Source organism: Rhizobium sp. SVR5-9E, from assembly GCF_056755095.1.
In genome coordinates this window covers 13191-39573 of the sequence record NZ_JBNDHS010000060.1, presented here as the reverse complement: position 1 = coordinate 39573, position 26383 = coordinate 13191, and the positions used below count along the sequence as shown (strand labels likewise).

31 protein-coding genes are annotated in these 26383 nt (G+C 60.2%); 15 read left to right on the top strand and 16 right to left on the bottom strand.

Annotated elements, in window-relative coordinates; genetic code table 11:
- Both ACPYOJ_RS23430 and ACPYOJ_RS23425 read right to left on the bottom strand, forming a co-directional pair.
- Positions 1-450, bottom strand: a 450-nt coding sequence (locus ACPYOJ_RS23430) for a glycosyltransferase (RefSeq protein WP_481418371.1), incomplete at its 3' end; no start/stop codon positions are given.
- Between the two features lie 6 nt (positions 451-456).
- Positions 457-1032: a polysaccharide biosynthesis/export family protein gene (locus ACPYOJ_RS23425; protein ID WP_168829156.1), complete on the bottom strand. Its 576-nt coding sequence runs from the start codon at positions 1030-1032 to the stop codon at positions 457-459.
- A 191-nt stretch (positions 1033-1223) separates the two neighbouring features.
- On the opposite strand from ACPYOJ_RS23425, the gene ACPYOJ_RS23420 reads away from it, so the two are divergent.
- Positions 1224-3377, top strand: coding sequence for a GumC family protein (locus tag ACPYOJ_RS23420; protein WP_481418370.1), 2154 nt, complete (start codon positions 1224-1226; stop codon positions 3375-3377).
- Between the two features lie 15 nt (positions 3378-3392).
- Here ACPYOJ_RS23420 and ACPYOJ_RS23415 read toward each other — a convergent pair whose 3' ends face one another.
- Positions 3393-4484 (bottom strand): acyltransferase family protein, encoded by a 1092-nt coding sequence (locus tag ACPYOJ_RS23415; RefSeq protein WP_481418369.1) that lies wholly within the window; start codon positions 4482-4484, stop codon positions 3393-3395.
- Between the two features lie 146 nt (positions 4485-4630).
- Here ACPYOJ_RS23415 and ACPYOJ_RS23410 point away from each other — a divergent pair, with 146 nt between their 5' ends.
- Positions 4631-5557, top strand: a complete 927-nt coding sequence (locus tag ACPYOJ_RS23410; RefSeq protein ID WP_481418368.1) for an alpha/beta hydrolase — start codon at positions 4631-4633, stop codon at positions 5555-5557.
- A 7-nt stretch (positions 5558-5564) separates the two neighbouring features.
- Here the strand turns inward: ACPYOJ_RS23410 and ACPYOJ_RS23405 are convergent, their stop codons facing one another.
- A complete protein-coding gene (locus ACPYOJ_RS23405) occupies positions 5565-6803 on the bottom strand; it encodes a GNAT family N-acetyltransferase (protein ID WP_481418367.1) in 1239 nt (412 codons plus the stop codon).
- 122 nt (positions 6804-6925) lie between these two features.
- Positions 6926-7135: a DUF2842 domain-containing protein gene (locus tag ACPYOJ_RS23400; protein WP_168829161.1), complete on the bottom strand. Its 210-nt coding sequence runs from the start codon at positions 7133-7135 to the stop codon at positions 6926-6928.
- Between the two features lie 112 nt (positions 7136-7247).
- On the opposite strand from ACPYOJ_RS23400, the gene ACPYOJ_RS23395 reads away from it, so the two are divergent.
- Together ACPYOJ_RS23395 and ACPYOJ_RS23390 are read left to right on the top strand one after the other, a co-directional pair.
- Positions 7248-8351, top strand: coding sequence for a COX15/CtaA family protein (locus ACPYOJ_RS23395; protein ID WP_481418366.1), 1104 nt, complete (start codon positions 7248-7250; stop codon positions 8349-8351).
- A gap of 65 nt (positions 8352-8416) precedes the next feature.
- A complete protein-coding gene (locus tag ACPYOJ_RS23390) occupies positions 8417-9301 on the top strand; it encodes an aminoglycoside phosphotransferase family protein (protein WP_481418365.1) in 885 nt (294 codons plus the stop codon).
- Between the two features lie 14 nt (positions 9302-9315).
- On the opposite strand, the gene ACPYOJ_RS23385 is transcribed toward ACPYOJ_RS23390, so the two are convergent.
- The 5 genes from ACPYOJ_RS23385 to ACPYOJ_RS23365 form a co-directional block, all read right to left on the bottom strand.
- Positions 9316-10080 (bottom strand): bestrophin-like domain, encoded by a 765-nt coding sequence (locus ACPYOJ_RS23385; RefSeq protein WP_481418364.1) that lies wholly within the window; start codon positions 10078-10080, stop codon positions 9316-9318.
- A gap of 198 nt (positions 10081-10278) precedes the next feature.
- Entirely contained in the window at positions 10279-11202 is a 924-nt protein-coding gene (gene argC / locus ACPYOJ_RS23380) for an N-acetyl-gamma-glutamyl-phosphate reductase (RefSeq protein ID WP_481418363.1), read from the bottom strand.
- Between the two features lie 78 nt (positions 11203-11280).
- The gene (gene speB, locus ACPYOJ_RS23375) at positions 11281-12234 is read right to left on the bottom strand and encodes an agmatinase (RefSeq protein ID WP_481418362.1); all 954 of its coding nucleotides are present in this window, start codon (positions 12232-12234) and stop codon (positions 11281-11283) included.
- A 109-nt stretch (positions 12235-12343) separates the two neighbouring features.
- Positions 12344-12646, bottom strand: a complete 303-nt coding sequence (locus tag ACPYOJ_RS23370) for a putative quinol monooxygenase (RefSeq protein ID WP_481418361.1) — start codon at positions 12644-12646, stop codon at positions 12344-12346.
- Positions 12647-12740: 94 nt separating this feature from the next.
- The gene (locus ACPYOJ_RS23365; RefSeq protein WP_481418360.1) at positions 12741-13532 is read right to left on the bottom strand and encodes a phenylalanine 4-monooxygenase; all 792 of its coding nucleotides are present in this window, start codon (positions 13530-13532) and stop codon (positions 12741-12743) included.
- 151 nt (positions 13533-13683) lie between these two features.
- Between ACPYOJ_RS23365 and ACPYOJ_RS23360 the strand changes: the two genes are divergently transcribed.
- A complete protein-coding gene (locus ACPYOJ_RS23360; RefSeq protein WP_481418359.1) occupies positions 13684-14145 on the top strand; it encodes an Lrp/AsnC family transcriptional regulator in 462 nt (153 codons plus the stop codon).
- A 134-nt stretch (positions 14146-14279) separates the two neighbouring features.
- A complete protein-coding gene (locus tag ACPYOJ_RS23355; RefSeq protein WP_168829170.1) occupies positions 14280-14657 on the top strand; it encodes a VOC family protein in 378 nt (125 codons plus the stop codon).
- A gap of 115 nt (positions 14658-14772) precedes the next feature.
- On the opposite strand, the gene rpsI is transcribed toward ACPYOJ_RS23355, so the two are convergent.
- Both rpsI and rplM read right to left on the bottom strand, forming a co-directional pair.
- Positions 14773-15243 (bottom strand): 30S ribosomal protein S9, encoded by a 471-nt coding sequence (gene rpsI, locus ACPYOJ_RS23350; protein ID WP_481418358.1) that lies wholly within the window; start codon positions 15241-15243, stop codon positions 14773-14775.
- Between the two features lie 2 nt (positions 15244-15245).
- Positions 15246-15710, bottom strand: a complete 465-nt coding sequence (gene rplM / locus ACPYOJ_RS23345) for a 50S ribosomal protein L13 (protein WP_168829172.1) — start codon at positions 15708-15710, stop codon at positions 15246-15248.
- Between the two features lie 367 nt (positions 15711-16077).
- Here rplM and ACPYOJ_RS23340 point away from each other — a divergent pair, with 367 nt between their 5' ends.
- A complete protein-coding gene (locus ACPYOJ_RS23340; RefSeq protein ID WP_481418357.1) occupies positions 16078-16911 on the top strand; it encodes an enoyl-CoA hydratase in 834 nt (277 codons plus the stop codon).
- Here ACPYOJ_RS23340 and ACPYOJ_RS23335 read toward each other — a convergent pair whose 3' ends face one another.
- Positions 16912-17748, bottom strand: a complete 837-nt coding sequence (locus ACPYOJ_RS23335; protein WP_481418356.1) for an EamA family transporter — start codon at positions 17746-17748, stop codon at positions 16912-16914. It lies immediately after the preceding gene.
- 450 nt (positions 17749-18198) lie between these two features.
- Positions 18199-18522 carry a hypothetical protein gene (locus ACPYOJ_RS23330; protein WP_481418355.1) on the bottom strand — a complete coding sequence of 108 codons (324 nt, stop codon included), beginning with the start codon at positions 18520-18522 and terminating at the stop codon, positions 18199-18201.
- Between the two features lie 96 nt (positions 18523-18618).
- Here ACPYOJ_RS23330 and ACPYOJ_RS23325 point away from each other — a divergent pair, with 96 nt between their 5' ends.
- From ACPYOJ_RS23325 to ACPYOJ_RS23300, 6 genes are all read left to right on the top strand, one after another.
- The gene (locus ACPYOJ_RS23325) at positions 18619-19047 is read left to right on the top strand and encodes a CoA-binding protein (protein ID WP_481418354.1); all 429 of its coding nucleotides are present in this window, start codon (positions 18619-18621) and stop codon (positions 19045-19047) included.
- A gap of 104 nt (positions 19048-19151) precedes the next feature.
- Positions 19152-20435: an O-acetylhomoserine aminocarboxypropyltransferase gene (locus ACPYOJ_RS23320; RefSeq protein ID WP_481418353.1), complete on the top strand. Its 1284-nt coding sequence runs from the start codon at positions 19152-19154 to the stop codon at positions 20433-20435.
- 249 nt (positions 20436-20684) lie between these two features.
- Entirely contained in the window at positions 20685-21350 is a 666-nt protein-coding gene (locus tag ACPYOJ_RS23315; RefSeq protein WP_481418352.1) for a DUF5343 domain-containing protein, read from the top strand.
- Entirely contained in the window at positions 21343-21819 is a 477-nt protein-coding gene (locus ACPYOJ_RS23310; RefSeq protein ID WP_481418351.1) for a TIGR02391 family protein, read from the top strand. The genes ACPYOJ_RS23315 and ACPYOJ_RS23310 overlap by 8 nt, the downstream gene beginning before the upstream one ends.
- Positions 21820-21966: 147 nt before the next feature.
- Complete coding sequence (locus tag ACPYOJ_RS23305) at positions 21967-22584, top strand: LysE family transporter (RefSeq protein WP_481418350.1); 618 nt, start codon at positions 21967-21969, stop codon at positions 22582-22584.
- Between the two features lie 8 nt (positions 22585-22592).
- A complete protein-coding gene (locus tag ACPYOJ_RS23300) occupies positions 22593-22937 on the top strand; it encodes a cupin domain-containing protein (protein ID WP_481418349.1) in 345 nt (114 codons plus the stop codon).
- Here the strand turns inward: ACPYOJ_RS23300 and ACPYOJ_RS23295 are convergent, their stop codons facing one another.
- On the bottom strand, positions 22938-23642 hold the full coding sequence (locus ACPYOJ_RS23295; protein ID WP_481418348.1) for an LrgB family protein: 705 nt from the start codon (positions 23640-23642) through the stop codon (positions 22938-22940). It abuts the gene before it with no gap.
- A complete protein-coding gene (locus ACPYOJ_RS23290; protein ID WP_481418347.1) occupies positions 23632-24042 on the bottom strand; it encodes a CidA/LrgA family protein in 411 nt (136 codons plus the stop codon). Before ACPYOJ_RS23290 ends, ACPYOJ_RS23295 begins: the two co-directional genes overlap by 11 nt.
- A gap of 98 nt (positions 24043-24140) precedes the next feature.
- Here ACPYOJ_RS23290 and ACPYOJ_RS23285 point away from each other — a divergent pair, with 98 nt between their 5' ends.
- Together ACPYOJ_RS23285 and pstS are read left to right on the top strand one after the other, a co-directional pair.
- Entirely contained in the window at positions 24141-25028 is an 888-nt protein-coding gene (locus ACPYOJ_RS23285; RefSeq protein WP_481418346.1) for a LysR family transcriptional regulator, read from the top strand.
- 295 nt (positions 25029-25323) lie between these two features.
- Positions 25324-26346 carry a phosphate ABC transporter substrate-binding protein PstS gene (pstS, locus tag ACPYOJ_RS23280; protein WP_168829182.1) on the top strand — a complete coding sequence of 341 codons (1023 nt, stop codon included), beginning with the start codon at positions 25324-25326 and terminating at the stop codon, positions 26344-26346.
- Positions 26347-26383 lie beyond the last annotated feature (37 nt).

Below are 26383 nucleotides of genomic sequence, written 5' to 3'. Positions count from 1 at the left end.
CTCCATCCGGAGCACGAACTGTCCGCCGAACGACGAGCGGGAATAATGCAGGCTTCCGCCATGCGCAGTATAGAGGCGGGCAACGCGATACCTGTTTACCCGCAAGGCTGAGCCGACAAGGCGCGCAAGCACGCCGCCTTTGGCGCCGTGCCCGTGCAGCACATCCGGCCGCAAACTTTTGATGTTCTTGTAAGTTTCCCATATGACGCCGATATCCGAGAGCGCGATGGAGCGCCGGATCGGCATACGCGTCAGGCCGAGCGAGAGGTAGGGACGGATATCGTCGAAAAGGCGATCCTCATGCTCGCCGCCTGTGGAGCTGTCGCAGAGAATGCCGACCTCGTGGCCGGCCCTGCTGTGCTCCTCCACCAGGTCGCGGACATGGCGGAATATTCCGCCGACCGGGGACCTGAAGCAATGGAGGATGCGGAGCGGTTTCTGTTCTGCCATCAGCGATCAGAACAGCCGTTCACGGACATAGATCGTGTCGCCGGCAATGATCGAGGACGAAATGTTGACGCGCCCGGTCAGCACCTGGCCGTTGATCTTGCGCGTGACATCGACCATGCGCTGATTGGCGCGCGCGGTGAAGCCACCGGCAACGGCGATCGCGTTCTGCACGGTCATGCCCGGCACATAGGAATACTGGCCCGGCTGACCGACTTCGCCCATGATGAAGACCGAGCGATAGCGGTCGACGTCGATCGTCACGTCGGGATCGCGCAGGTAACCCTGTTTCAGCTTCTGGGCGATCTGGCCGGACAGCTGCTGCAGCGTGCGTCCGCGCGCAGGCACTTGCCCGATCAGCGGGAAGGCGATGTAGCCAGCCTGATCGACCATGTAGGTGTTGGTCATGCTGGGCTGATCGAAAACCGTGATGCGCAGGCGGTCACCGCTGTCGAGCGAATAGGGCTGTATCGTGGCCTGATTGAAGGCTCTCGGTGCGGGCTGATAGGTGGTGCAGCCGCTCACCGCCGCAGTCATGGCGACAAGGCTCAGGGCCAGAAGCGTCTTGGGCTGGGCGAAAGGCATCCGCATAGGCTCACAGGAAATGAACTCGGTGCTGCCGTTATCAATCCGTTAGGGTTAATGCGCGGTAAAAACGCGCGTGATTTTTTGGATTCTGCCCGATCAGTCCGGGCTTGTTTGGGCCTGGCGACATTAACCGTTGGGTTACCGTAGTCGTTTACGCTTCGCACCGTGTTTGTTCTTGGAGTACGAGTATGTCCGGCGTAGCGGGTAATCAGGATGTGGACATCGACCTTGGCCAGCTTGTCCGCGCCGTTTGGGCGCGCCGGCTGAAGGTTGTCGCGATTACGCTGATCGGGGCAGGGGTTGCCTTTGCGGGCGCCAAGATGATCTCGCCGCAGTACCGCGGCGAGACGCGTCTGCTGATCGAACCACGCGCACCGGCTTTCGCCAACACCACGCAATCGAACGACGGCAACGCCGGACCACTGCTCGACGAGCTGAATATCGCCAGCCAGGTGCAGCTTCTGCAGTCGGCCGATCTCATCAAGAAGGTCATCAATAGCGAGAAGCTGTACGACCTGCCTGAGTTTGATGATGCCGCCAACGGCTCTGCGCTGACCGACATTCTCGTCGCGCTGCATATCAAGAAGAACCCGCTCGAAAACCCGCCCGAGGAACGTGTGATCGATGCGTTCACGGAGCGCCTCCAGGTTTTTCAGGTTCCCGGTTCGCGCGTCATCGGCATCGCCTTCGCGTCGAAGGACCCGAAGCTCGCCGCCCGCATTCCGAACGCCATGGCGAGCGCCTATCTCGCCACGCAGAGCGGCGCGAAGCTCGATACGAATTCCGAAGCCACCCGTTGGCTGGAACCGGAGATCGAAAGCCTGCGCCAGAAAGTGAATGATGCCGAACAGAAGGTCGCCGAATACCGGGCCAAGCACGGCCTCCTGCCGACCAATGGCGGCAGCAATTTTCCGACCCAGCAACTGAACGATATTTCCGCCGAGCTTACGCGTGTTCGCGGCGAAAAGGCGAATGCGGAGGCGCGCGCCCAGGCCGTCCGCAATGCTCTCTCCTCGGGCGAGGCTTCGGATACGCTGCCGGACATCATGTCTTCGCAGTCCATGCAGCGGCTTAAGGCAACTGAATCCGGTCTCCAGTCTCAGATTTCCGATCTCAGCACGACGCTGCTCAACAATCATCCGAGGCTGAAAAGCCTGCGCGCCCAGCTTGCCGACATCAAGACGCAGATCCACCAGGAAACGCAGAAAATTCTGGCCAGCATTGAGAACGAAGCGAAAGTCGCCGATCTTCGCGCTACCGAGCTCGAGCGCCAGTCCGGCACGCTGCAGGCAAACAGCGCCCAGGCGGGCGAGGACGAGGTCGGCCTGAATGCCCTGCAGCGCGAGGCAAACGCCCAGCGCCAACTGCTCGAAACCTATCTCGTACGCTATCGCGAAGCCGCATCCCGCGCCGACAAAAATTCGAGCCCGGCCGATGCCCGCATCGTCTCCCGCGCCATCGAGCCCGTCGATCCCTATTTCCCGAAGGTCGTGCCGATCGTGATCGTCGTCGCCGTCGCGACGCTGCTCATGAGCTCGATCGTCATCATGCTCGCCGAGCTTTTCAGTGGTCGCGCTTTGCGCCCGGTCGAGGGCGGCGTCATGCCGGCTGCGCGAATCGAGGACGAAGAGCAGGCCGTCGCCGCACCGAAAGCCAAGCGCGATGTCGCCCCCAGCATGCTGTCAGCACCCGTCGAGGAGGAGCCGGAGGAAGACGCGCCTGCAGAGCAGGCTGCGCCGCCCGAGGAAGAAAACGAGTTTTCGATCGGATCGGTCGCGGAATACCTGATCGGCAGCCGCGCCCCGCTCGCCATTGCCATATCACCGACCGGTGACGATGGCTCTGCCGCAACCGTTTCGCTTGCCCGGAGCCTTGCCGATGCCGGCCAGCGCGTGGTTCTCGTGGACATGACCGGATCCGGCTATCCGACCGAGCTGATGGCTGAAGATCAGGATGCGCCCGGCGTCACCGATCTGTTGTGCGGCACTGCCGCTTTCGGCGATACGATCCATGGTGACCGTTACACCGATGCCCATCTGATCCCGCAGGGCACCAGCGACGTCCGCAAGGCGATGCGCGGTGCAGACCGGCTTTCCCTGCTTCTCGATGCTCTGGTTTCCGCCTACGATCTCGTCATCGTCGAATGCGGCGCGGCCGACGTTGCCGGCGTCTCGCGTCTGACACGCAGGAAGGATGTCGAAATCATCCTTTCGATGCCGGAAGTGATCGAAGAGGAGTTCGTCTCGGCGATGACGGCCTTCGAGAAGGCCGGCTATGAGCGCGTCGTGCTGATGTCGGGCGGCGAGACGGTGATGGAAGACCTGTCGCGCCACGCGGCCTAGTTGGATCTGTCGCCTCTAGTTCGATCGCAACTGCGGCTCGCGCAGCAACATGAGCGGCCTTTTGACGACGCGTTCCGCAGACGTGACGAAGCAGGAAATCAGCAGCACGCAAGCGATCGAGGCACAGAACAGCAGGCTCATCGATGCCGGGGAAACGGGCGGTAGTACCGTGGCCAACGACTGCACGATCGAGCCGCCGAAGGTGTAGTGATTAAGGTATAGGGCGTAGCTCAAGCTCCCGAGATATCGGACCGTTTTCCGCTGCAGGTCGCTGAACTGGACTTCGAATCTGTCTGAATGGGTGATGCACAGCACCATGAGGCCGACAGCCGTCAGCCAGAGCAGGGCGGCTGCCGTGCCGGTCCCCCACAAGAAAACCCTGCCAACGAAAATTTCGACAAGGCACATGGAACCCGCGAGAAGGGTTAGGCCGTTTTCAGTCACGGAGCGACTGCCGCGGAGCCTGAGCCACAGAAACATTCCCAGCGCGAAGAATACGCCATAGCGCAGGAGAAAAACCTTCGAAGGAAAGCGCGAAAGGGCCGCAAACAGCTCCTTGTCGAGCAGAAATGCCACCGACCAGACCACGAGATAGAGCGTGCTTATGGCGCAGAGGATTTTTGCGAGGCTTTCCAGGGAAACGCGCGGCGCAAAGACGATCGTAATCCCCACCATGAGATAGAAGACCGCTTCGACGACGAGGGACCACACGACGCCGTCGATGTAAGGCCCGATTGGCGAAAGAACCGAAGAGCGGATGAGCGGTGGGACCAGCGACCCAATCTCTTCGCCTGCAAACGCCAATGCCGCAAATGCGATCAGGCTGGAAATCCACAGGGCCGGCAAAATTCGGACAGCCCGCAAGTGCATGAAACGCAAGGCGCCTGCCAAGCTGCGTGCGCCCTCAGCACTCATGGAGATCACGAAGCCCGAAATCACGAAAAAGATTTCCACACCGACATCGCCGACCCCATCGAAGCACCAGAGGAACGGGAAGACGCGCCCGCTCGCTTCAGGCAGGTCGAATGTCGCGAAATGGTACAGTAGAACCAAGGCGGCAGCATAAATTCTGACTAGATCTATCACATAATAATGTGTTTTCTTCATGCTTCAGACCGTCATCGCTCCAGAATAGTAGTAGAAAGAATATCTATTTGAATTGATTGGAGGTGAGTTTATATTCATGCTGACACTATGTTGTCTATGAAATATTTTTTGCCATCATGCAGATGGCAAGATGCGAGATATATAGCGTGTTTTCTAGATTAAGTGGACGCATTGCCGTGGTGCTGGCACTGGCCGGGCTCGTGTCCTTCTGGCTGGCGCCGGGATGGCACGTTCTTCTCGCGTCGTCCGACGCCAATCGCAGAGACGTTAAGGACATCGCCTATGGAGCTGATCCCAGCAATCGAATGGATCTCTATAAGCCACCCGGCGAGGGACCGTTTCCGGCAATCATCTATGTCCACGGCGGCGGGTGGTGGAACGGCGACAAGAAGTTTCTCACCGACGATACAATAGATTACATGGTGTCGAAGGGAGCCGCGGTCGTCGCTATCAACTATCGCAATCTGATCGCGGCAAAACGCGACGGGATATTCCCGCCTGTGCTGGCCCCGCTCGATGACACCAGATCCGCCTACCAATATCTCCTGAAGAACGGAAGGAGCATGGGTATCGACAACACACGGCTTGCCGTATGGGGCGATTCAGCGGGCGGATTCAATGCACTTTGGCTCGCCTTGTCGGTCGAGAAGGAGCACCCTTCACCGATCAAGGCTGTGGGCGGGATCGATGCGCAAACGACGATCGATCCCTTTGAAATGCGCGATTGGGTCAGTCCGTCGATCGACTACGGCGGACATGCCTTTGGCCTGCCGGAGGCTGATTTTCAGTCATTTCTGGCGCAACGGAGCAAGTTCCTCGATGCCATCATGGCGCTGTCGCCGTCACATTTGGTGGGCGCGGACTCGCCTCCAATCGTGCTTTTGTATTCCAAAGAACTGCAGGATCAGTCAACCGATCACATGTCGCTCGTTCACAGTCCGAAATTCGGGGCTGGATTTGAGAAGGTCGCCAAAGAAAACGGGCAGGCGATAACCCTTCTCGATGGTGCAGCACGCATTCCGGCGCGCTATGACGACTTCTTTGATTTCCTGATTGACCATGTCACGAAATAAGAGCGCCCTAGCTCCCGAACTTTGCCCTTAGGCGTTGAGCGAATTTATAGAGGCCGGGCCGCGCCTTGATATAGGCCTTGCTGCGTGTCACCGCGCGGTGCGCCAAGCCTGCGATGCTTCCGATCCGCGAGATCGGCAGCACCACGTCATGGTGATCCGTCTCCACCGGTGCCCAGGAGCGCTTGTAGATCTGATCGCCGAGGCCGAAGTCGAAAAGCGCGACGCCCTTCCCATGCAGGCCGGAGATCATCTGCCAATAGAGGAATTCCCCCGGGCTTGCCTCCGCCGCCAGACGCTCGTCGATCGAGCTGAACTGGCAGATCACATGATCTCCCTTGCGCGAGATGCCGGAGAGCGCCGCGATATGTCCTTCGTTCTCGCCCTTCAGGCGAAGCGCGTGCATCTGGAGCCCGAAGCCGCCGCCGTCGCGAACATCGATCAGACCGTGGAGGAACGCGCGCGTTTCCGTATCAGCGAAGACGTCCGGCTGCCCGAATGCCTTGAAGCGTTCGGCTTTTTGCGCAAAGAACCGGTCGAGAAAGGCGTGCTGTTCGCTGGACGACCCGCCGTCGGTATAGTCGAAGCCGCCGAGGGCCTCGAGCCGTTTCGACTGGACGCGAAATTTCTTTCGGCGGCTCTTGGCATTCAATTGCTTGAGCGTTGTCTCGAAGTTTTCAAGCAGCGGCAGCTGATAGGCATGGTTCTGGTTCTGCACCATGGGCAGAAGGCCGAGCGGATTCTTCCGGCCGCGCCATTTCAGCGGGATGTTCTGCAAAAGCAGCAGATCGGCCTTTCCACGAAGCGCCTGTCGAAGGCTCTCGGCAAAGCGGCGCGGATCGAGAACGTCCATGCCGGCTAGAAACCGTGTCGAAAAAAGCCCGGTATTGATGTTGCTGTGATCGGCGCCGATGAATCTCGCGATCCGCACGCCGTGGGAATGTTCGATTTCGGCAGGGAGGATGAAGGCCGTTTCGCCATGGCAGCTTCCGCGCAGGATCGCGAGCGGCCGCCGGTAGGCGCTGACCCATGCATTGCACCAGTCATAGCCTTGATGGAGTGACACCAGATTGTCGCGCTCCAATGCGCGCCAATCCTTTTCCAGCTGAGCCATTGTGTCGAAGGCTACGACCTCGAGTTCGGCGATCGCCAGCTTGGCGCTCGCCGATAGGAGGCTCGAAATGCTCGCATCGGTTCGCGCCGCTTCGTCAGGCACCTGTTGATAGGTATCGAGCTTTTGCGTCTGCACGCGTCTTCTCCGGTCAAGATGGCTTGGCCGGAAGCCTAACGGACGAGCGGCTTCATTTGGCTTAAACGGAAGTGGTGAGAGCGGTTTTTCCGCGGATCACGGTTATTCCGGCGTTAACGCCTTCATTTCGCCTTCGGGCCGGCCATCCATTTGATGATCAGCATGGCCGGCAGAACCCAGAGCAGGCCGGTGAGCAAGAAGTAGAGAAATTGGGCCCAGGACGGCGCGTCCGCGAGCGTTACCACCGCGATCGTGTTCGCCAGCAGCGCATAAAGCAGCACGAGGACGACGATGAGGATCGTACCGATGAGTTTGCGCAGGCGGATGGGCATGATTTATGTTCCGGATGGCTGAATGGCCAGCGCGACCGCATGCCGCAAAGGCTCGGGGCTTGTTTTGCATGAGCCGGTGGGGCAAATCAACTGCCGGAAAGAAGGAGCAGTCATGACCGTCGCGAACTTGACCACGGAACAGGCGATCTTGAGCAAGGTCCGCAAGCAGGACCGGAACCGCCGCGGGCTGCGCCTCTGGCTTGGCTTCGTGCTGCTCGCACTCTTCTGTCTTGTGCTCGTCGGCGGCGCGACGCGTCTTACCAATTCCGGCCTCTCGATCACGGAATGGCAGCCGATCCACGGCGTCATTCCGCCGCTGAGCGCCGCCGAATGGCAGGAGGAATTCGAGCTCTACCAGCGCATCCCGCAATTCCAGCAGCTGAACAGCGATATGACGGTCGACGAGTTCAAATCGATTTTCTGGTGGGAATGGGCGCATCGTTTGCTGGCCCGCTCGATCGGCGTCGTCTTTGCCCTGCCGCTCATCTTCTTCTGGTTCACCGGCCGCATCGAGAAGCGGCTGCGCTGGCCGCTCGTCGGCGTTTTGGCGTTGGGCGGACTGCAGGGCTTCATCGGCTGGTGGATGGTGTCTTCCGGCCTCACCAAGCTGACCAGCGTCTCGCAATACCGTCTCGCCACGCATCTCGTCATGGCCTGCCTGATCTTTGCCTCCTGCATGTGGATCATGCGCGGCCTCTCTCCGCATTCCAACGACCCGGCGCCGACCAAAAGCTCGCACACCTGGGCCGGCGTGATTGCGATCTTCTCGCTCTTCCAGATCTATCTCGGCGCACTGGTCGCAGGCCTCGACGCAGGTTTTTCCTACAACACCTGGCCGCTGATGGACGGCGCGATCATTCCGTCGGATCTTTTCATCCAGCAGCCCGCCTGGATCAATTTGTTCGAAAATCCGAAGACCGTTCAGTTCATCCATCGCGTCGGCGCCTGCACGCTCCTTGCGCTCACCTTCATCAACATGGTGATCGCGCTTCGCTTTGCGCCTCAAACCACCCACGCCCGCCGCGCCGTCCTCCTCTTTGGGCTCGTGATGCTGCAAGCGGCGATCGGCATCGCGACACTTGTCATGCAGGTGCCGCTGGACCTGGCTCTTCTGCACCAGGCAGGCGCGTTGGTCGTCTTCGGTTTTGCGGTGGCCAACTGGCGCGGCTTCTATGGCGAATTTCCGCGCGAGACTGCGGTCGACCGTCGCGACTGAGACAGGCTTCAGGGTGGTGTAAGCGCGGCATCTCGACTAAACGTTGTTTCAGCCGAGGAAACGCCATGCTTGTCATCGACGACACACTCGTCGCGCGCCTGATCGCCGCCCAGTTTCCGCAATGGGCACATCTTCCGATCCGCCCCGTCGCGGACGGCGGCTGGGACAACCGCACCTTCCACCTTGGCGAGGCGATGACTGTTCGCCTGCCGAGCGCTGAACGTTACGCCGCGCAGGTCGAGAAGGAGCAGTATTGGCTGCCGCGGCTCGCCCCGCACCTGCCGCTTTCGATCCCGGTGCCGCTGGCGATGGGCGAGCCGGGAGAGGGCTATCCCTTCCGCTGGTCGGTCTATGCCTGGCGCAAGGGCGAGGCGGCGCTTCCGGAGCGGATTCGGGACCTTGCCGAGTTCGCTGGCGATCTCGGGCGCTTTCTGCTTGCCCTAAACTCAGTCGATCCGACCGGTGGGCCGCCTGCGGGACCGCATAATTTCTTCCGGGGCGGCGCGCTTGCGGTCTATGACGCGGAAACGCGCCGGGCGCTCGAAATGCTGGAGGGCCGCGTCGATACGGCTGCGGCAGAGGAAATCTGGGCGGCGGCGCTGTCCACCGAATGGGAACGTCCGCCCGTCTGGTTTCACGGCGATGTCGCCTACGGCAATCTTCTGGTCGACGAAGGACGGCTTAGCGCGGTCATCGATTTCGGCACATCCGGCATCGGCGATCCGGCCTGCGATCTGGTGATCGCCTGGACGATGTTCGAAGGCAGGAGCCGCGCGGCCTATCGTGACGTCCTGTCGCTCGATGCCAGCACCTGGGCACGCGGACGCGGCTGGGCACTCTGGAAGGCGCTGATCGTGGCCGCCGGCATGGTCGGGGGCAAGCCTAGAGATATCGAGAAGTCCTGGAGCATCATCGACGAGGTGATCGAGGACCATCGCCGCTACGCCTGACTACAGCTTTCACCTCAGGGATCCGGCCCGCTGATCTCCTCCTGCAATCGCTCGAAGGCGGTGGGAAACAGCGTCGCTGGCGGGCTGTAGGGGTTCGAGAAGGCGTAGATGAAGAACAGGATGATGCCAGTGAAGGCTCCGAAGATCGATAGCAGCAGCAGGTTGCGACCGTCGGGCTGGTAGGGGTAGTAGCCGATAGCGGTGAAGATCACGCCGGAGATTGCTGCAAACCAGAAGATCGGGCTGACGGAGTCGGTTCCGCTGTTTTCGCGCTGGTCGCGGGATTCCGAAATAAGGTGTATCTCCTCGAGCATGTGGCTGCGCAGGCTTTCCTGTTTCGCGTTGGCGGGCGTGAGTTCGAGAGCCGTCAGATAGACGATGTTCCATTGGTCCCAGGCGGCCGACGAAAGCTCTCCCGTGCGCGCGAGCTCGTTCCATTCCTCATTAATGACGATGCGGACATAGTCCGCCAGCGCCTTCTGGATCGGCGCCTGCGCCTGTGGGCCGTAGCGCTCCGCATCGTAATAGATGTCGCCGACGGCATTGCTTTCCACCGCGCTTTCGGACTTCAGCGCCTGATATTCCAGCATCTCCTGTGCGAAGACGAGTGCCAGGATGAGGGCATGAAGGCTCGCGATGCGCGTCGCGACGGAGCTTGCAAGCTCTCGGTCCCGGCCATCCGGATCGCCGCCCATGAGGAAACGCATGGCGAAATACGCCACGAGCACGACCGCCGTTGTTCCCCCGGTGAAAGCGATGCCGATCAAAACTGACGTCATGAATCTCCCTCGCGCGCAAAGTGTACGGCCTTCGCGGCAAGCGGGCAATCGGGTGGTTTCAGCGCAGCAGGCAGTCGCAGACCGGCATGCCGCAGATCGCGGATGCAGCGATCACGATGTAGCAAATCCTGCGGAAGGTCTTCTCTTTCGCAAGGTCGAACTGGCTTAAGCCGGAAGGGGCAAAAAATGCCCCAATCCTCACGCGCCCAGCATCAGGTCCATGTTCTGGACGGCCGCCCCGGAGGCCCCCTTGCCGAGATTGTCGTAGACGGCGACAAGAAGCGCCTGTGCCATATCGTCATTGGCAAAGACGTGCAGGCGCATGCGGTTGGTGTTGTTGTAGATCTCCGGGTTGAGCTCCGGTGTGCGCTCCGGCGCTTCGAAAGGAGCGACCTCCACGAAGCCCTTGGTACCGGCATAGTAGTCGGCGATTGCGGCATGCAGCTCGGCACCCTTCGGCACCTTCGGCAGGTGCGAGAGCTGCAGCGGTACGGTGACGACCATACCCTGAGCGAAATTGCCGACGACCGGCTGGAAGAAGGGCACGCGCGTGAGCTTGGCGTAGCGCTGCAGCTCCGGCAGATGCTTGTGCTTGAAGGTCAGGCCGTAGGGCATGTATTCCGCCGCGTCCTCGCCCTTGGCCACATAATCCTCGATCATCGTGCGGCCGCCGCCGCTATAACCGGTGATGCCGTTGACGGTAACCGGGAAATCGGCAGGGACGAGACCGGCCTCGACAAGCGGGCGCAGCGTGGCGATCGGCCCTTGCGGCCAGCAGCCCGGATTGGAGACGCGCTTGGCCGAGGCGATGATGCCGGCCTGTTCCTTGCTCATTTCCGGAAAGCCGTAGGCCCAGCCTTCGGCGACGCGGTGCGCCGTCGAGGCGTCGATCACCTTCGTCTGGTCGTTCTCGATCAGGCTGACGCTTTCCTTGGCGGCGTCGTCAGGCAGGCAGAGGATGGCGATATCGGCCTCGTTGAGCAGGGCGGCACGGACGGCCTTGTCCTTGCGGCTCTCGCTCGGGATCGACAGCAACTCAAGATCTCGGCGCTCAGCCAGACGCTCGCGGATCTGCAGACCCGTCGTTCCAGCCTCGCCATCGATGAAGATCTTTGCTGCCATGATAATCCTGCGCTTTCGATGAGTTCGAAGTTCTTCCGGCTTCAGTTTGCCATGAAGTTGAATCAGTTTGATAACGGCCTAGCGGGCCGCGGCGCGCCTCTCGGCGCGGAGGCCCAGCATATACATCGCGACCGTTGCTCCCGCAATGGCAGTGATATCCGCATGGTCGTAAGGCGGCGAGACCTCGACGACGTCCGCGCCGCGGATGTCGAGCTGCTGCAGCCGCTGCAGCACCGAAAGGATCTTGGCGCTCGACGGTCCGCCCGCAACCGGCGTGCCCGTACCCGGCGCATAGGCCGGATCGAGGCAGTCGATATCGAAGGTGAGATAGGATGGATGCCCCTGGGTGTGGGCGATGATTGTCGATGCGATCTCGGCGGCCCCCATCTCTTCGACCTCATGGCCGTAGAGAATCCGGATGCCGAAATCCTCCGGCGCATGAGTGCGGATGCCAATCTGGATCGAGTGGTCGGGATCGATGATGCCATCGCGGACGGCACGCGCCACGAAGGAGCCGTGGTCGATGCGTCTGTTGTCGTCGAGCCAGGTATCCTGATGCGCGTCGAACTGCACCAGCGCCAGTGGGCCGTGCCGGGCGGCATGCGCCTTCAGGATCGGCCATGTCACGTAGTGGTCGCCGCCGAGCGTCAGCATGAACGCACCGCTGTCGAGGATCGTCTTCGCCTGCCGCTCGATCGCCGCTGGCGTCTCCTGATGATTGCCGTAGTCGAGCAAACAGTCGCCATAGTCGATAACCGCCATCTCGGCAAAGAGGTCGCGGTTGAAGGGATATTGCGGATCGTTGTCGAAGATCGCCGAGGCGCGGCGGATCGCCTGGGGTCCGAAGCGCGTTCCCGGTCGGTTGGACGTTGCCGCATCGAAGGGAATACCCCATACGACAACGTCGGCGCCATTAAGATCCTTGGTGAACCGGCGCCGCATGAAGGATAGCGCTCCGGCAAAGGTTGGATCGCTGGCGGCGGAAGTCAGGCTGGTTGCCGTGAAGGCGTGGTCGATGGAGTTGCTCGCCAAGTTCTTGCCCCTCTTAACGGATTGTTCAACTGAGCGGATCGGACATGGACTACAAGAAAAGAGGAGAAGGAGAAAGGCCGGACGGAGCCGGCCTATCGTCTGGCGAGCGTCAATCGGGTAGTTTGTCCGCCAGAACCTCCGGGTTCTTGATCTGCGGTGGCGTTTCAAACAGTTCAGCGGCGCGCGCCATCAAGGCCGCCGCTACCTTGCCGTTCAAATGTGCCTGCCTGCCGGCCTCACTGTTGAAGGCGTCGAAAATGGCAAACGTGTTGTGATCGTAGCGCACGGCAAACCACGCGGTCGTTTCGGGTTCGTCCGCGACGAGCGCCTGGGCGCTCTTCAGAAAATCCGCGACTTCGTCTTCCTTGCCGGATCTGGCTTTCAGTTCGACATGCAGTGCGAGCTTGGTCATCCTTGCCTCCTCTGGCTTGCGCGTTCTAAGCGCCGGCGATCAAGCTAACATCAACTCGCGACCGAATTGAGCTGCTTTGAGACGCTAGCCGCGGTCACGACGCTTTGGCTTCGAACGCCGGCGGAAAATCGCCGAGCGCCTTCGCCTCGTTGATGGGTGCGCCGATATCCTCCTCGATGATCGATTCCAGCTGCGCGAAGCTATCGATGACGTAGTAGATCGGCTGCAGGATATCGATGCGATAGGGGGTTCTCAGCACCGTCATCAGGTCGAACGGACGGAATTCGCAGGCCTTGCCTTCCATCGCGGCGCGCGTTTCGTTTGGCGAGGAAACGATGCCGGCGCCGTAGCAGCGGCGGCCGTTCGGCGTGTTGATGAGGCCGAACTCGACGGTGAACCAGAAAATACGGAATAGGTGCCAGGAGTATTCCTTGCCGAGCCCAACGGCCTTCTCGCCGAAGCGGCGAACGAAATTTGCATAGCTCTGGTGGGTGAGCAGCGGGCAGTGGCCGAAGACCTCGTGGAAGATATCCGGCTCCTCGATGTAGTCGATGTGCTCGCGGCGGCGGATGAACGTCGCCAAGGGGAATTTGCCCTGCGACAGCAATTCATAGAAACGCGACGGCGGGATGAGCGCAGGCACGCCTTCCACACCGAACCCGGTCGTCTGGTTGAGGCGCCGGTTGATATCGCCAAGCTGGGGAACCTTGCCCGGTTTCAATCCGAGCATCTTCACGCCGTCCAGATATTCCTGGCAGGCCTTGTCGGCGAGCAGCGTCATCTGGCGCTGATAGAGCTCGCTCCAGATCCGGTCTTCTTCTTCCGTGTAATGGTAGATGCCCTCCGCATCCGGCAGGTTCGCCGTATAGGTACTTTCCTTGGGCATGAGCGGCCTCCCGTCCTTACGTCCGATGAGCCGGGGTGTTCCAGCCGCCGGCTGCGAGATCACCATTATATCCACGAAAATCCGGGTAAACATTTCGGGATTACCGGATTATGGTTAGAATATGGGAGAATAATCCGGGAGGGGGCCAAAGATGAAAGAAAGCTTGCAAGCTGCCCGCAAGCTCCTGCGACTCGTGCAGACCGGAGACGGTTCATCGCTCGCTGCGCTGGCGGAGAAGGCCGGCATGTCGCAAAGCACCGCCTGGCGCAAGATGCAGGAACTGGAGGCCGAGGGCGTCATCCGCAAGCGGGTTGCTCTGCTCGATCCGGCAAAACTCGACCTCAAGCTCTGCATCATCGCGCATGTGACGCTCGAGGACCATCACGAGGAGGCGATTGAAGCCTTTGCCAGCGTCGTGCGGGACCGGCCGGAGATCATGGAGTGCTATGCGCTGTCGGGAACCTTCGACTACATGTTAAAGATTAGAGCGCGCGACGTCGAAGCCTACGAGATTTTCATGACCCGCCACCTCATGCGCAATCCGCATGTCCGCAACGTGGTTTCCAGCTTTGTCCTGCGCGAACTGAAGTCGACGACCGAGTTGCCGATCTAACAAGCGTTGCAGCGATCTACCGGTTTGCTGACTTGAGGCTCCCCGTCATAAGCTTTAGCGTGCTGCTTGGCGCTTGCGAAGCGTCGGCCGTTGGCTATGTTCATTTCCGCAGCGGGCAACAAGAGGAGTGCTTCATGTTCGATCATGTGTCGATTGGCGTCAAAGACCTCGAACGGGCGCGGAAATTCTACGATGCCGCTCTGACCGCGCTGGGTTATGAGCGTCTGTCTAATTTTGACGGCACGGTTGGCTATGGCGAGGACAGGGCACGCTTTTGGGTGAGCGAGGTGGAAAGACCGGTTCCGGCGGATCGAGGATCCGGCCTGCACTTCTGCTTCGTCGCTCCGAGCAAAGCGGCGGTCGACGCCTTTCATGCTGCGAGCCTGGCAAATGGCGGCGAGGACAACGGGCAGCCGGGAATTCGGCCCGATTACGGGCAGTTCTACTATGCTGCCTTCATCATCGACCCGGACGGCTACCGGCTCGAGGCCTATTTCAATATGGGGGAGTGACGGCGCAATCGGGCGCCATGACGGCGCTGCTGCCGCTCCAGATTTCAAAGAGACATGATCAACGAAAAAGGCCGGGCAAAACCCGGCCTTTTCCAAATCCGTATTTCCGAAGCGCTTAACGCTTGGAGAACTGGAACGAACGGCGGGCCTTGGCCTTACCGTACTTCTTACGCTCGACGACGCGGCTGTCGCGGGTCAGGAAGCCGCCCTTCTTCAGCACCGAGCGTAGGCCCGGTTCGAAGTAGGTGAGGGCCTTCGAGAGACCGTGGCGAACGGCACCGGCCTGGCCGGAAAGTCCGCCGCCAGCAACCGTTGCAACGATGTCGAACTGGCCGTCACGGGCAGCAGCGACGATCGGCTGGCGCAGGATCATCTGCAGGACCGGACGGGCGAAATATGCCGTGAAGTCCTTGCCGTTGATGATGATCTTGCCGGAGCCGGCCTTCACCCAAACGCGGGCGACGGCGTCCTTGCGCTTGCCGGTCGCATAGGAACGGCCAAGCGAATCGACCTTGCGGACGTGAGCCGGAGCAGCTGCTGCTTCGGTCGCCGTGCCGAGATCCTTCAGGGAGGAGAGGTCAGCCATTCTTAGGCGCTCCTTACGTTCTTCTTGTTCAGCTTGGAGACGTCGAGGACGGTCGGCTGCTGTGCTTCGTGGGGATGGTTGGAACCGGCATAGACGCGGAGGTTTTTCATCTGGCGGCGGCCGAGCGGGCCACGCGGAACCATGCGCTCAACGGCCTTCTCGAGGACGCGCTCCGGGAAGCGGCCTTCGATGATCTGGCGCGCGGTGCGCTCCTTGATGCCGCCGGCATAACCGGTGTGCCAGTAGTAGACCTTGTCTTCGTACTTCTTGCCGGTGAAAACGACCTTGTCGGCATTGATGACGATAACATTGTCGCCGTCGTCAACGTGAGGCGTGAAGGTTGCCTTGTGCTTGCCGCGCAGACGCATAGCGATGACGGAAGCAAGACGGCCAACGACGAGCCCTTCGGCGTCGATGATGACCCACTTCTTCTCCACCTCTGCAGGCTTCTGGGAGAAAGTTGCCATAGTAGTTACTCTCTTTTGGATCCCTTGTGCCCGAAGGCGAAGGGCGTTTCTTGTTGCTTGGTTTGCCGAACCCGGAGGCGCGGCAAAAAAGAAAGCAGCCGGAAAGGGCTGCGTTCTGGCGCGGGGTATAAAGGCAAAGCCCTCTTCGGTCAATATTGCCGATTTGGATGACTTGAAAAATTATCTATTAGAATCAATGCGTTATTTGTGAGGTAATATGGTACCGTAAGTTTGTGCTTATTGGGAGGCCATGACTTGTCCAAATTCCTCTGAAGCGTCGATAGCTGGCGCATCGCTTCGCCTCGAATTTGCCGGTAGCCTATGGCAGAATTGATGGCACGAAAATCGCAATGTGAGGAATTGGTCCATGGCCGAAGTCGTATCCTTCCGGAAAGATCCAAACAAGGCAGGGGAGGGTGCGCTCGTGCTTCGGCAGCTCGGCGACGGGATATTGCGGCTCACGCTCAACAATCCGCCGGTCAACGTCCTTTCGGTTGCGGTCCTGGAAACGCTGATGGGCGAACTCCAGGGCGCCGCAGGAGACCCGAATGTTCGAGTGGTGGTTGTCGCTTCGACCGGCAATGTCTTCTCGGCGGGGCACGACCTGGCGGAACTGACGGCCCATCGCGCCGATGCGGATGGCGGCGTGGCATTTTTCGAGGAAACCTTCGCGCTCGCCGCCGATCTGATGCTGGAAATCACGCGCCTGCCGAAGCCGGTGATCGCGGAGATCGACGGTCTGGCGACGGCGGCCGGCTGCCAGCTGGTCGCGTCCTGCGATCTGGCGATCTGCACCGACACCTCGACCTTCTGCACGCCGGGCGCCAATATCGGGCTTTTCTGCTCGACGCCGGCCGTGGCCGTCTCGCGCGCCGCGCACCGCAAGCAGGCCATGGAAATGCTGCTGACCGCCGAGACGATCGACGCTTCGACGGCCAAGGATTTCGGCCTCGTCAACCGAATCGTGCCCAAGCAGTATCTGACGCAGGTCGTGACGAAATATGCCTCGGTGATTGCCTCGAAATCCCCGGCGGCGCTGAGGATCGGCAAGGAGGCTTTCTACCGCCAGCTCGAAATGCCGGTCGACGAAGCCTATGGCTATGCGGCTGAGGTCATGGTGGAGAATATGCTCAACGCCGATGCGATCGAAGGCATCGGTGCTTTTCTCGGCAAGCGCTTACCGGAATGGAAGGGTGAGTAGTTACGCCAGCTTCAGGGCCAGTCCGCCGAGCGCGATGACCAAGCCAGCGACGTAGCGCCAGGGGCTTGCCTTTTCCTTCAGCACCAGCACGGAAATGACGAGGGCAAAGAGGATCGAGGTCTCGCGCAGGGCCGCAACCGTCGCGACCGGGGCTTTCGTCATGGCCCAGAGCGCCAGGCCATACGAGGCGATCGAGCCGGAGCCGCCGATGAGGCCGCGCCACCAGTTGAAGCGGACATGGGTTGCGACGGCGATGATGCCGCGGCGCGAGATTGCCCATGCGAAGAGTAGCACCGGCGGCGGCAGCGACATCCAGAGCGTATAGGAAATCGCATTGCCGGACAGGCGCGCGCCGATGCCGTCCACATAGGTATAAGTCGCGATGACGCAGGCGTTGACGAGTGCGAGCATGATGGCGTGTCTGCTGCCGCGCCGCGCCTCAAAAGCAAGTGTCAGAATGCCGGCGCAGATCGTCATGGTGCCGATGAGCGCGCCGCCCGAAAGCTTCTCATCCAGCACAAAGCCGCTGGTCGCGACGATGAGAAGCGGCGCGCAGCCGCGCATCAGCGGATAGACCAGGCCGATATCTCCCGCCCGATAGGCTGCCGCGACCAGCTGAAAATAGGCAAATTGCAGGACAGCCGACGGCCCTATGAAGGGCCAGGCTGAAGGCTGCGGCAAAGGCAGGAAGGGCAGGAACGGCAGCGCCGCCACGGCACCGCCGGCCGAAACGAGCGCCGCATCGAGTGATTTGTTCGTCCCCGCCTTGATGATTGCGTTCCATGTCGCGTGAAGAAACGCGCCGAAGAGGACAAGCAGGATGACGTCGAGGGGCACGATGGAGACCGAGATGGGTGGCAGGCAGTGAGCGGGTATGAACCGTGTCGGCCGGAAAATCAATCTTGCAAGAAGTATTTACAACCGTAGGCTGGCCTTGAGGCCAAAATGGCAGATCAGACACTCAGTTCGCGCAGTGTCCTGGCTGTAAAATTGGCTTTCAGAGGGCGCTCGACATACGTTCATTTCGAATTTCTTCTTTCAACTATGAGATGTTACTAATGGACGCTAGAACAAAAGATGAACAAAAGGAGGACGAAAGAGGTTTTGTGAAAAAAGTATGACTAATGACCTCGGCTATACCACTGAAAAGTAGAGTATATTCTATAGTTTTGCAGTAGTTACGTTTGCGCAAATTCAAGTAGTAATTCAGGCATTCAAGGCCCGGTGAGGGCCGCAAGCCACAGGCTGCAGCCCTTGAGAAACCGGTTTCGCAATCCGTATTCGCCACTACAAATAGTTGTCAGGGATAAAGAACAGCCCTTTTCGGTTGTCTATATCCTCGCAGTAGAGGACCGGGCACGTGGGGTCGTTTCCCGTTGGGATGTTCCTCCACTCAGCATATTCGTGAGCGTCGCAGTAGCGGCTGTTGCGGATATAGCGATCATAGATCGGCAAACCCCTTGGCGAGGTCCAGCGGAAGATAACAGCGCCCTCGTTGTGAATGGCGGCCCGCGCGCTCTGGCAACTCATCGACAAAGGATTGTAGCGGGAAATCGCCAGCGCGGGCGAGGCGACAAGGACCAGCGCCATAGCGAGAGCGAGTTTTTTCATGGGATATTCCTCCTTGGAAAGCCGGATATTATATATACGCCTAAAAAGAACTGCCGGTTTCAATTTACCGCGAAGAATGGATGGAAGAAAAAGCCGATGAATCATGACCGTTATCCAGACGACTACATCGCCGGAATCCTGAAATCGGTAAAGACGATTGCACTCACCGGGGCATCCCCCAATCCGGCGCGGCCGAGCAACGGCGTGATGGGCTATCTTCTCTCGCGTGGCTACAACGTCATCCCCGTCAATCCCGGGCAGGCCGGCAAGCTGATACACGGCCAGCTCGTCTATGCCCGGCTCGCCGATATTCTGGTCCCGGTCGATATGGTCGATGTGTTTCGCGCCTCGGAACATCTCCAGGGCGTGGTGGATGAGTCGCTGGCTCTGCGCACGCTGCCGAAGGTGATCTGGTCGCAGCTTGGCGTGCGCGACGACGTAGCCGCGGCGAAGGCGGAAGCAGCCGGCATCAAAGTTGTGATGGACCGTTGTCCCGCAATCGAAATACCCCGCCTGGCGGCGTGAGTGCACGGATTTTTCTCTTGATGTCCGATGGTTGAAACGCAAAGCGGTTAACATTTGCGGTTCCTAGGCTATGCTCCCGCCATCGATAGCAGAGGGAGAACGAGATGGCGAAGAACGGTCCGGGGTTCAACACGCTGGCAATTCACGCAGGCGCGCAGCCGGACCCGGCAACACGCTCGCGGGCGACGCCGATCTACCAGACGACGGCTTTTGTCTTCGATGATTCCGATCACGCGGCCTCGCTCTTCGGGCTGCAGGCCTTCGGCAACATCTATACGCGCATCATGAACCCGACGCAGGCCGTGCTCGAGGAGCGTGTGGCGGCACTTGAGGGCGGCACGGCGGCACTGGCAGTGGCCTCGGGCCATGCAGCACAGGTCATCGTTTTTCACACGATCATGCGCCCAGGGGAAAATTTCGTCGCGGCGACGCGGCTTTACGGCGGCTCGATCAATCAGTTCGGCAATGCCTTCGAGAATTTCGGCTGGCAGGTGCGTTGGGCAGACGCGGCTGACCCGTCAAGCTTCGAAAACCAGATCGATGAAAAGACGCGGGCAATCTTCGTCGAGAGCCTTGCAAATCCCGGCGGCACCTTCGTCGATATTGCAGCCATCGCCGAGGTGGCGCACAGGCACGGCCTGCCGCTGATCGTCGACAATACCATGGCGACGCCTTATCTCATCCGTCCGATCGAACATGGGGCCGATATCGTCGTGCATTCACTGACGAAATTCCTCGGCGGCCACGGCAATTCCATGGGCGGCATCATCATCGACGGTGGCACCTTCGATTGGTCGAAATCCGGCAACTATCCGATGCTCTCAAGCCCGCGCCCGGAATATAACGGCATGGTGCTGCATGCGACCTTCGGCAATTTCGCCTTCGCAATTGCAGCCCGTGTCCTTGGCTTGCGAGATCTCGGCCCGGCAATCTCGCCCTTCAATGCCTTCCTGATCCTCACCGGCATCGAGACGCTGCCGCTCAGGATGCAGCGCCACTGCGACAATGCGCTGGCGGTCGCCAAATGGCTGAAGGCGCACAGCAAGGTCGCCTGGGTCAACTACGCCGGTCTTGACGACGACCCGAACCGTAGCCTGCAGCAGCGTTATTCCCCCAAGGGCGCCGGTTCCGTCTTCACCTTCGGCGTCAAGGGCGGCTACGAGGCTGGCAAGGCGTTGGTGGAGGGGCTGGAACTCTTCTCCCATCTCGCCAATATCGGCGACACGCGCTCGCTGGTCATCCACCCGGCTTCCACCACGCACCGTCAGCTGACGGACGAGCAGAAGACAGCCGCCGGCGCCGGCCCGGATGTCGTCCGCCTCTCGATCGGCATAGAAGACGTGCAGGATATCATCGCCGATCTCGAACAGTCGCTCTCGAGGATCTGAGGAAAGGCCTTCACGATCAGCGGGCTCTTGTTTAAGCCACGACCTGGATCGTCGCCAAACACCTTCGTGAGAGACGCTCAATAAGATGAGCTGTCGTAACGACGCAGCAATGGCAGGAACGAACTCGAGCCTGCCATTGCGTATTCATGCTCGCATAACTAGAGGACAACCCAATAAGGCGGTTTAGATCGATTGACGATCTACAGTCTAGGGGCCTGACTGAAGCTTCAATGATTCTTGGAGTGTGCCATGGCTTCGCATCCCTACATTTCTGGTCCGGGTAATATCGCGCAGATGATCAGTTTCCTGCGCAAGAATTTTCCGGCAACCGTATCCTCAGACACAGTGAAGAAGTTTCAGCTTGCGTCCAACAACGAAAGCTACGTCATAAACGCACTCCAATTCATTGGAGTGATTGACGAAGAAGGAAAGCGCACCGAGCGTGGTCATAAGGTAATGGTTTTACCTGACGGTGAGTTCGAGAGGGAATTTCAAGAACTCGTACGATCCGCATATTCAGACTTGTTCGACCTGCGTGGCGAAGACGCGTGGACGATGTCCAAGGGGGAACTGACAGGCTACTTCAAAACCGCTGACAAAACGAGTGATGTCATCGGTGGGCGGCAAGCCGGTGTTTTTCAAGTCTTCAAAACACTTGCCGGTATGGAACAAGCTGCTGAGGCGAAGCCCCGCTCGGCAGCAACAAACGGGACCAAAGCCAAAACCACCAAGCCCACGAAGGTGAAAAAGGAAGACGCCGTTTCTCAACCGATCGAGCTTCCTGCGACAAAGAGCAGTCATAAGCGTGACATGGCCCTTACCGTGCGAACTGAAATAAATCTACCCGCAGAGGGGTCTCAGGAAACCTACGACAATATTTTTCGGAGTATAAAGGCTAACCTTATCAATGATTAACGCATTTGCGAACTTCGAAAAGATTGCCAGAAGTTCGAGACATGTCGGCAAACGGTCAGCGATCGAAATACGGTCGATCCATCCCTTCGACGAAAGAAACATACACCCTGACATCGGCCGGGTCGCATTGAAGCTTTTCGATGATGGTCATTACTCTCAAGCCACATTTGAAGCCTTCAAATATCTCGACCTAACGGTCAAATCGTTGTCTAAAATCGAAGACAGCGGCCACAGCCTCATGATGAATGCTTTCTCGGAAAAGAAAGCCAAGATTAGGCTCACGGATATGGTAAACCAAAGCGAAGTAGACGAGCAAAATGGCTACCGTTTCATTTTCGCGGGATCGATGTCAGCGATCAGGAACCCACGTGGCCATGACATCAACGTAGACCCCATCGACCGATGCTTAGATCATCTCTCGATGGCGTCGGTACTGTTACGAAGACTGGAGGAGCGAGAATTTCCGTAGGTTGTTGGGGCAGGTCGTCCTCAACCGATCGGCATGGAGGAACGTGCGGGGTATCATTGCCGACCTCGAGTAGTCGCTCTTGGCCGGGGCGTCGGAAGCCTCTAAGCTCCGAGCCGTAGTCGATTTCCTGGAAAGGCCGCCTTTCTTATGTTCCTGTTTTCCGTTGCAGCCATCTGGGCCGTTGCCGCCATGACGCCGGGTCCGAATTTCTTCATCGTCGTCAGAACGGCGCTGGAGGGGTCTCGGAGTGCGGCGGTAGCCGTTATTGCGGGCGTCATCCTCGGCACCTTCTGCTGGGGACTGGCCGGCTGGCTCGGCATCAGCGCATTGTTCGCGGCCGCGCCCTTTGCCTATCTCTTCCTGAAGATTGCCGGTGGCGCCTATCTGCTTTGGCTCGGCGCAAAGCTCCTCTGGAAGACGTATACGAATGCAGGTTCCTCCGGTGAGCCAGCCACGCGTCCGGCAATCGGCACGAAGCAGGCCTTCTATTCCGGCTTCGTCACCAATCTTGCGAACCCGAAATCGGCCTTCTTCGTCGCCAGTCTCTTTGCGGCAACGCTGCCTGCCGAGCACTCCTGGCTGCACGGTGCCCTGTCGGTCGCGACCATGGTTGTCGTCTCCTCGCTGTGGTACGCCTTCGTGTTCACGATCCTGCGCAACCCCGCGGTCGCCGGAGCCTATGCGCGGGGCCGCCGCGGTATCGATGCCATGGCCGGTGTCATCTTCATGGGCTTCGGCATGAAGCTTCTGACGTCCGCCCGGTAGGAGAACTCATGCCGCACAAGATTGTCTTTGATATCGAGGCTGTCGAACCCGAAGTGGGAGCGCCCGCTGCCGACCGCATCATTGCCGGCGATCCGCAATTCCGCACCTGGAACCTGGAGGAGGCCGAAGGCGGCCTCTATGCCGGCATCTGGGAAGCGACGCCCGGCAAATGGCGCATCGCCTACGACGAGTGGGAATATTTCTGCATTCTCTCCGGCCACTCCATCGTTACCGAGGATGGCGGCGAGCCCGTCCATCTCAAGGCGGGCGACCGGATGATCCTGAGACCGGGCTTCAAGGGAACCTGGGAAGTCGTTGAAACGACTCGCAAGGATTATGTGATCCGCATCTGACTAACGAAGCAGCAAGCTGAGCAGCGGTGCCGCGAGAACGTTCACCAGTCCGACCAGCACCATGACGAGACCGGCGATCGTGCCTTCCTCGGCGCCGATCTGCTGCGCCTTGGCAACGCCTGCGCCGTGCGCTCCCATGCCGAGCAGTGCGCCGCGCGAGAGCGCCGATCTCAGCGGCAGGACACGCAGCAGGGTCTCGCCGAGGGCTGCGCCGAGGACGCCGGTGATGATGACGAAGACGGCGGTCAGGTCCGGCACACCGCCGATGTCGGCCGAAACCGTCATGGCGAAGGGCGTGCTGACCGAGCGCGCCAGTAGGCTGAGCCGCAGGTTGCCCTCGAGGCTGAGGAGGCTCGCAAGCGCCCAGGCGGAGCCCACCGCGACGCCGCTGCCGACGGTGACACCGAGCGCGAGCGCCGGCCAGTAACGCCGGATCGTCGCCCGCTGTTCGTAGATCGGGACGGCGAAGGCAACGGTCGCAGGGCCGAGCAGCATCACCAGCCAGTGGGTGGAGCGGATGTAGTCGGCATAGGTTTCGCGCATCACGACGGCAAGGATGATGAGGAGGGCGGGTGCGAAGACAAGTGGCGACAGCCACAGACGCGGCCAGCGCCGATAAGCCGCCTTGGCGAAAAAGTAGAGCGCAATGGTGATCGCGGACCAGAAGGCGGCGAGCAGCAGCGAAGGGGCGGCCTCAGAGATCATCGGGGCCTCCGCGGGCCGCCGTCAGCTGCAGGACAAGCTCCACGGCAAGCGCCGTCGTACCCATGACGACGAGCGTTCCCGTTACGATGACGGCAAGGACCTTCAGGCCGAGGAGTCCGAGGAACTCGCGATGGTCGAGCACGGCAAGCACGGCCGGAATGAAGAACAGCAGCATTTCCGCCATGAACCACTGCGCGCCCCGGCGCATGGCGGCGGGTTTGATCCATCCGGCGGCAAGCAGCGCAAGCACAAGAAACAGTCCGATGACGCTGCCGGGAACCGGTATGCCCGAGATGTGGGCGAATGCTTCCCCGGTTAACCAGAAGGTCATGATCAGGCCGATCTGGAGGAGGCGGCCCTCCCGTAGACGGGTAATGGAGGCGGTTCGAACAAGGGACATGGCTGCGTTCTCTAAAAACTGCACCATGCATATAAAGCCGGCCGATCCATGAGAAAAATGAATTGATTGAATACAAATAAGTCCATATTGGAATGGACGTGGAATTGCGGACGCTGAGGATATTTGTCGAGGTGGTGCGCCAGGGAGGCTTCTCCCAGGCGGCAAGGACGGTCTTCCTGACTCAATCGGCCGTCAGCAAGGCGGTGAAGCAGCTGGAGGACGAGCTCGGCGTTCTTCTGCTCGACAGGATCGGCCATCGCTCCAGCCTGACGGCGGCAGGCGACATCGTCTACCGGCGCGCACTCCAAATGCTTGCGGAGCAGAGCGACCTGGTTTCCGAATTGGCGGAGCTGCGTGGCCTGAGACGGGGGAGGCTGCGGCTCGGACTTCCGCCGATTGGCAGCGACGCGCTGTTCGCGCCTCTCTTTGCGGTCTACAGGAAACGCTATCCGGGCATCGAGATCCAGCTCGCCGAGCACGGAAGCAAGCGGCTGGAGGAACTCGTGCGCAGCGGCGAGGTCGATCTCGGAGTATCGCTTCTCCCGGTGCCCGACGAGTTCGAATGGCAGGATGTCCGCAACGATCCGATGGACGTGCTCCTTCCCGTCGACCACCCGCTGGCTGACGCCGGCGAAATCGAACTGGCGGCGCTGAAGGACATGCCCTTCATCCTGTTCGACACTGGCTTTGCGCTGAACCCGATGATTCTGGATGCCTGCCGCATGGCGGGCTCCCCGCCGGCGATCGCTGCCCGCTCCAGCCAGATTACCTTCATCGTCGAGCTGGTGGCCTCCGGCCTCGGTATTGGTTTCCTGCCGCGCTTCATCGCCGAGAAGCGGGTGCACGGCCGCGTGCGCCACGTCGCCGTCACCGCGCCGGCGATGGCCTGGCACATGGCCTGGATATGGCGGCGCGGCTCCTACATGTCCGACGCTGCGCGCACCTGGCTGGAGCTGGCTGCCGCGCGGAGCGGTCCTGACGCCTGAGCGCCGCGGTCTCTTCCCGGCACCTTCGCCCCCTTTCGGTATGGCAAAACCAAGGCAGTCCCACATTAAAGTTTTGTAATGTTTCCAATCGTTTGTCGCTAAGCCTTTGATTTCTCGACCTAAGGGTAGGTCGGCTCGCCGAACCGTCGTGCCGCTGTCATCGAACCGTCATCAAACTGTAATGTAGAGCGCCTAGCCCGCCTATTATGGCGGGAATTTCGGCGCTCCAGACAAGTGGATAGCCCCTCCATGGAGCGCTCTCGCCGTTGTTTTGTGCTATTCAGGAAGAGATTAAATGCTCACCAAGAAACTTCTTTCTGCCTGCCTCGGTGCGGGCCTGGCTGCCGTTTTCGCAGTCTCCGCTTCCGCCGCCGACATCACCGGCGCCGGCTCTACTTTCGTTTATCCGGTCCTGTCCAAGTGGTCGGCTGACTACAACAAGCAGACCGGCGACAAGCTGAACTATCAGTCGATCGGTTCGGGTGGCGGTATCGCCCAGATCAAGGCTGCGACCGTCGATTTCGGCGCCTCCGACGCGCCGCTGAAGCCTGAAGACCTGACGGCCGGTGGCTTCGGCCAGTTCCCGCTCGTCGTTGGCGGCATCGTTCCGGTCATCAACGTCAAGGGCATCAAGACCGGCCAGCTGAAGCTGACGGGCAAGGTTCTCGCCGACATCTATCTCGGCAACGTCACCAAGTGGAACGACAAGGCCATCGCCGACCTCAACCCCGGCCTGAAGCTGCCCGATTCGCAGATCGCCGTCGTCCACCGTTCGGACGGCTCGGGCACCTCGTTCAACTGGACGAACTTCCTCTCCAAGGTCAACCCGGATTGGAAGTCCAAGGTCGGTGAAGGCACCGCCGTCAACTGGCCGGTCGGCATCGGCGGCAAGGGCAACGAAGGCGTCGCTGCTTACGTGACCCGCGTCAAGGACTCGATCGGCTACGTCGAATACGCCTACGCCCTGCAGAACAAGCTGCCCTACGCTCTGCTTCAGAACGCCGCCGGCCAGTACCCGAAGCCGAATGCTGAAAGCTTCTCGGCTGCTGCTGCCAGCGCCGAATGGGCCAAGGCTCAGGACTTCTACCTGATCATGACCAACGCTCCAGGCGAAAAGGCCTGGCCGGTAACGGCAACCACCTGGGCGATCATGTACAAGGAGCCGAAGGACGCCGCTCGCTCCAAGGCTGCCTTCGCCTTCTTCAAGTGGGCGCTTGAAAACGGCCAGAAGGAAGCTTCTTCGCTCGACTACGTGCCGCTGCCGGCGACCCTGGTCAAGCAAATCGAAGACTACTGGACTGCCTCCTTCAAGGGCTGAGCCGACCATTATCGGGGCGGGAGCGTGGCTCTCGCCC